This is a genomic window from Pseudomonas sp. CFBP 13711 (assembly GCF_014842265.1).
GTDB lineage: Bacteria > Pseudomonadota > Gammaproteobacteria > Pseudomonadales > Pseudomonadaceae > Aquipseudomonas.
Map to the genome: position 1 here is coordinate 1 of NZ_JACYVI010000031.1, position 4,718 is coordinate 4,718.

A 4,718-nucleotide genomic window follows, 5' to 3' on the forward strand; every position below is an offset into this window, starting at 1 on the left:
CCTTCGACTTCTGCGCTGATGAAGTTTCCGACTCAGCGGGCTCTTACCTGAGTCACGCAAGGTGACTTGGGCAGACGCTTACACCGAAACGCAGCCATGCCGGTAAAAGCGTTGGCCGGACATTGCATGGTCGCTTGGTCGCTACAACCCACGCCGTCAGCGCTTGTTGCTGAAACTGCCATGCATGCTGCCATTGAGGGGAATACTCAAGGTTTCATTCGTCCCGTCGATAGTATTTTCATCAATGCGAGTGACTGTCATGTTCAATAACCGGTTGAAAAACAGAATCCAGCAGTTGGAAAAACGGCTGGGAGCTCTGGAGCAGGTCAAGGCGACACTGGATCTCGAAACCGTGGCGGTGACGCTGGATGCGGCAGGCGTAATCCTGGAGGTAAATGCTCTGTTCGAAAAAGAGCTGGGATTCACTCAAGCTGAATTGTCCGGTCGGACCCTGCGGGAATTCAGCCCCGCTGAGCTGCACGGTGATGTCCATCAGCGCCGCGCTTTGGAGGCAATTACCAAGGGCAAGCATTACAGCGGTACCTTGCGCCTGTGCAGTCGTGAGGGTCGTCATGTCTGGCTGCGGGCAATGGTTATACCTTTCGCCGGTGAGAGCGGACGGGTCGAACGCATCGTTTTGTATTGCAGCGTGCTGACCAGGACCATTGAGGCCTCAAGGGAGAATGAAGCGTTGGTGGGGGCCCTGATGCGCTCCACTGCCGTCATCGAGTTTTCTCTGGATGGGGTAGTCCTGACGGCCAATCAGAATTTTCTGCACGCCATGGGCTATTCATTGCCCCAAATCCAAGGCCAGCATCACCGGATCTTTTGCCTGCCATCTGATGTCGGTTCAACAGAATATGAGCAGTTTTGGCAGACCCTGCGACAGGGCTCGTACGTCGCCGGGAGGTTTTGCCGATTGGATAAATCTAACCGGGAGGTCTGGCTCGAGGCTTCCTACAATCCGATCGTAGATGCCAACGGCAAGCTGTACAAGATAGCCAAACTCGCTACCGTAATCACTGACTAGGTCAACCGTGAGCGCGCCATATCAGAGGCGGCCGGCATGGCCCACGATACGTCTGTTCAAACAGACGCCAGTGCACAGCAAGGCCGCGGAGTTATCCAGAATACCGTTACAACCCTCAACACGCTTTCGGCGTTGATGGAAGATGCGGCGCATGGCATTGAGGCTCTGGATGCCCAGAGCCAGGAAATCGGCACCATTGTCAAAACCATTGGCAGCATCGCGGACCAGACCAACCTGTTGGCCTTGAACGCAGCAATCGAAGCAGCACGCGCCGGAGAGCAGGGCCGGGGATTTGCTGTAGTCGCTGACGAGGTCAGGCAACTGGCCCTTTGAACCACTCAGGCAACGGCAGAGATTGTTGAGGTCGTGAAAAAGAATCAGATCCTCGCTTCCACTGCGGTGGACATGATCGGAAAAAGTAAGCAGCAGGCCGGTACGGCGCTGGAGTTGGCAAGCGAGGCGGACGAGGTGATCAAGGACATTCAGCAGAGTGCCAACAGTGTGGTAGCAGCCGTTGAGCAGTTCTCGGGCCAAGCCAGATAGTGATGGATTTAAAATCAGGCTTGCCCAGCAATTCGCATTTACCACTCGGTTATGCGCGATATCCAGGTGATCCTATGCTCGATGCTCTCAAACAATCCATTCGTACTCTGCACCTGGCTCACTGGGCCAGCCTTGAAGATGAATGTGATGCATTACTCATCAGGATTGAGCAAGCTCGAAGAACAGGTGTTGTGACTGACGAGCAGGCCATGCAGTTGGTCTATGATGTCCGAAACGAACGCTCACGTTGCTTTCGCAGCGTGAATCGTTGCCGCATCAAGGGCTCCGCTTCAAGTTGATTTTCCTTTGACCCCAATTCGCCAGGTGCGGCTTTTCGAGACAGGACCGACGACTGAATGAGCGATCCTCGTTCAATTCAGCTGCCGCAGTTGTGGTTGATCTTCTTCTCAAGTATGCCCTGATGCTCGGCTATCGAGACAGGTCGATAACGTTTGTCTGATGCAGCCGGTAAGTATCAGGCATTGACTGACCCTCTACAGCATTGCGACCTTTGCTTTTAGCGAGATAGAGAAGTCGATCTGCTTCTGCCAGGGCGGCTGTATAGGAATCCTTTGCAGGTGAATTGATCGCCACCACGCCGCAACTGATCGTTAAGATGCCCAGCGAGCTGCCGGCGTGATCAATGAGTGCATTGGCGATGGACAACCTGACATTTTCGGCGACGCTAAAAGCGCCGGCCAGATTCGTCTCAGGCAGCAGGACCACAAATTCCTCCCCACCATACCGTGCGGCAAGATCGCCCGGACGATTGACGCAGGTCCCGATGATTTCTGCCACCTGCCTCAGGCAGTCGTCACCCTGCAGATGGCCATAGTGGTCGTTGTATTGTTTGAACCAGTCAATGTCCAACAGGATAAGCGCTATGGTTGAGTTATTTCGCCTGGCCCGCCCCCACTCCTGCTGCAAGGTAGCATCGAAACGCCGTCTGTTGGCCAGATGTGTCAGGCTATCAGTCTGAGCGATAATCTCCATTTCATTTCTGGCGACGTTCAGCTCACCCTCCGCGGTGATTAGCTGCTGGATCTGCCGGTATAACAGAATGCCCAGCAAGCACAGAGCCAACGTGATCATGCCGATCAAAGCCATGGATCTGTACGCATAAGCCCACCAGGGCGCGAAGACATGTTGGTACGACACACCTGCAGCTGCAACGATGGGTAGGCCGGACACCCGTCGATAGGCATATATCCTTTCCACGCCATCCACCACAGACTTGATTACGGCAGTGCCATTGTCGCTGTATGGCAGATAGCGGGTAAATATATCCCCCCTGGCCACATTGGTCGTCATCAGTGCAGTCAATGTTGGCCGGCGAGCCAGCAGATCACCATTGTTCAATGCGAGAAAGATAACGCCTTTGTCGTCTACATCCATTCGCTCGAAGAACGCTTGAAAACATGCGACCGGGACCGTCGCCAAGGCGACACCTGCAAACTCCCCATCAGGAGTATTGATACGCCGACTGATCGGGATAACCATATCTCCCGTATTGCGGCTTTTTACAATTGAGCCAACATGAATTGATTCATCGGTGTGGTCGCGGTGATAGGCAAAATAGGCGCGGTCGCCGTTGTTTTTTTCCTGCACACTGTGCGCAAAGGAATTGGCGACCCACTGACCTTGGGCATCGTAGATAAACAGCCCTTGAAGTCCTTCCACGTTTATCACGTCCTGAGCCATCAGCTTCGTCAGTCGTAACAACTGTTCTCCCGCTACACCATCGTGTCCCACACGCTCAACAAGATCGCGCAGCGTATTGTCAGCCTGGCGTATTGTGTCCTGAGCTTGCTGTTCAGCAGCTAGAACAATGTTTGAAACTGCAATTTTGGCATTAGCGATGCGCTCAAGCCTGGATTGATTCATCTGCCACGCTGTAGCAAGCATCAACGATAAACATACAAGCGCGATGAAGCCAATCAGCGCCCTGGTGAGCGCCGAGGGTGAAAGCCTCGGTAAGGTAAAATATGGAGGCTTCATAGGTTGTCATCAAATTGGCGGTCAAATGGCCTATGCAGTTTTTGTACCCGAGCTGCGTGGACTGGCGCCGAGCTAGCATCTCCAGGCCATCGCGGTGGACCGAGGTAGCAGAACCAATTTCGCTTTGGCGTCGACTAAATCGAAGGACGGAGTCATGCCGCGACCGCCCAAACATGACCCTCCGCCAGCGGCAAGCCGCCAAGACTGAGCTACGAATAGTACCGAGCTACGAAGAGCGCCTTGGCTAGAGTCAGAGGATCCAAACCTAAACCTGCCCGCCGAGTGCGCTGCTCTGAGGGAGATACTCAAGGTTTCCCTCGTCCCGTCGATAGCATTTCATGACAATGCGAGTGTCCGGGATGTCCATCTGCCGGTCACAAACGAGAATCCTGCAAGGAGAAAAGCCGATGAGGACTCTTGAGCAAGTCAAGAGTGAATCGGGATCTTGGACCCATGGCGGTTAGTTGGACGCAGCAGTGCCGATCAACCATTGTGTGGAAGCTGCGACGGGCGCTGTCTGATGCTTAATAAAGAGCGGGTCGGCTGGGTGGCCTGCCCACAAGGCGCAGTATCTCAGGGCAAACTAATGGGCCGTACGCTATTTCGGCGATAGCGCCAACCCCCGTTGGCATGCCCATAAAGATGAAGCTCCCTAGAAAAAGCAATCTTTTCTATTGAATGAATAAACAGGTTCTATAACCGACGCCATGGCCTTATGGGAAGGTGGCCATCTGATATTACGTGCTGCTAGCTTGGCCTGTGAGGCTGCCCATGACCTATTTACGCTTACCCAGTCCATACCGTCTGATACAGCTACTTTTTCTCACCCTGCTTACCGTCATGGCCCTTTCCATTCTCTGGGAGTTTGAGCTGAAGGCATGGGTGATGCGGGGGCTTGGCCTTCATTATGACGGCATTTTTGAGGAAGGAGAAAGGTTACGTTTCGTACTGACATCTACGGGTTTTTCACTAATCGCCTTGATCGGGCCGGGAGTGTTGCTCATGAAGATGATCAGTAATGCCCGACGCAATTACCTTCAACTCGAAGGGTTGCAGTCCCATACAGAGAAGCTGGCAAGGTACGACTCACTCAGCGGCCTGCTCAATCGGCGTGCCTTTATGGAGCTTGTAAACGAGCAACTCGCTC

At 53.8% G+C, this 4,718-nt stretch carries 4 protein-coding genes and 2 pseudogenes; 5 read left to right on the plus strand and 1 reads right to left on the minus strand.

All coding sequences use genetic code 11. From position 1 onward, the window contains the following. The first annotated feature begins 259 nt into the window (after positions 1–259). The 4 genes and pseudogenes from IFT47_RS28475 (at position 260) to IFT47_RS27215 (ending at position 1,872) form a co-directional block, all read left to right on the plus strand. Positions 260–1,030, plus strand: coding sequence for a PAS domain-containing protein (locus IFT47_RS28475; RefSeq protein ID WP_407073280.1), 771 nt, complete (start codon positions 260–262; stop codon positions 1,028–1,030). A gap of 36 nt (positions 1,031–1,066) precedes the next feature. Beyond that, positions 1,067–1,357 (plus strand): annotated as a pseudogene (locus IFT47_RS28480) (methyl-accepting chemotaxis protein); the annotation flags it as partial. Positions 1,358–1,396: 39 nt separating this feature from the next. Beyond that, the gene (locus tag IFT47_RS28485; RefSeq protein WP_407073279.1) at positions 1,397–1,573 is read left to right on the plus strand and encodes a hypothetical protein; all 177 of its coding nucleotides are present in this window, start codon (positions 1,397–1,399) and stop codon (positions 1,571–1,573) included. Positions 1,574–1,647: 74 nt separating this feature from the next. After that, complete coding sequence (locus IFT47_RS27215; RefSeq protein ID WP_192175169.1) at positions 1,648–1,872, plus strand: hypothetical protein; 225 nt, start codon at positions 1,648–1,650, stop codon at positions 1,870–1,872. Positions 1,873–2,002: 130 nt separating this feature from the next. On the opposite strand, the gene IFT47_RS27220 is transcribed toward IFT47_RS27215, so the two are convergent. Beyond that, complete coding sequence (locus tag IFT47_RS27220) at positions 2,003–3,571, minus strand: sensor domain-containing diguanylate cyclase (protein ID WP_192175168.1); 1,569 nt, start codon at positions 3,569–3,571, stop codon at positions 2,003–2,005. A gap of 771 nt (positions 3,572–4,342) precedes the next feature. Here IFT47_RS27220 and IFT47_RS27225 point away from each other — a divergent pair. Then, a pseudogene (locus IFT47_RS27225) lies at positions 4,343–4,718 on the plus strand (GGDEF domain-containing protein); the annotation flags it as partial.

Bases quoted from the DNA above. Each gene is read 5' to 3' on its own strand.
- IFT47_RS28475 (WP_407073280.1), top strand. From the start codon at position 260: ATGTTCAATAACCGGTTGAAAAACAGAATCCAGCAGTTGGAAAAACGG.
- IFT47_RS27215 (WP_192175169.1), top strand. From the start codon at position 1,648: ATGCTCGATGCTCTCAAACAATCCATTCGTACTCTGCACCTGGCTCAC.
- IFT47_RS27220 (WP_192175168.1), bottom strand. From the start codon at position 3,571: ATGAAGCCTCCATATTTTACCTTACCGAGGCTTTCACCCTCGGCGCTC.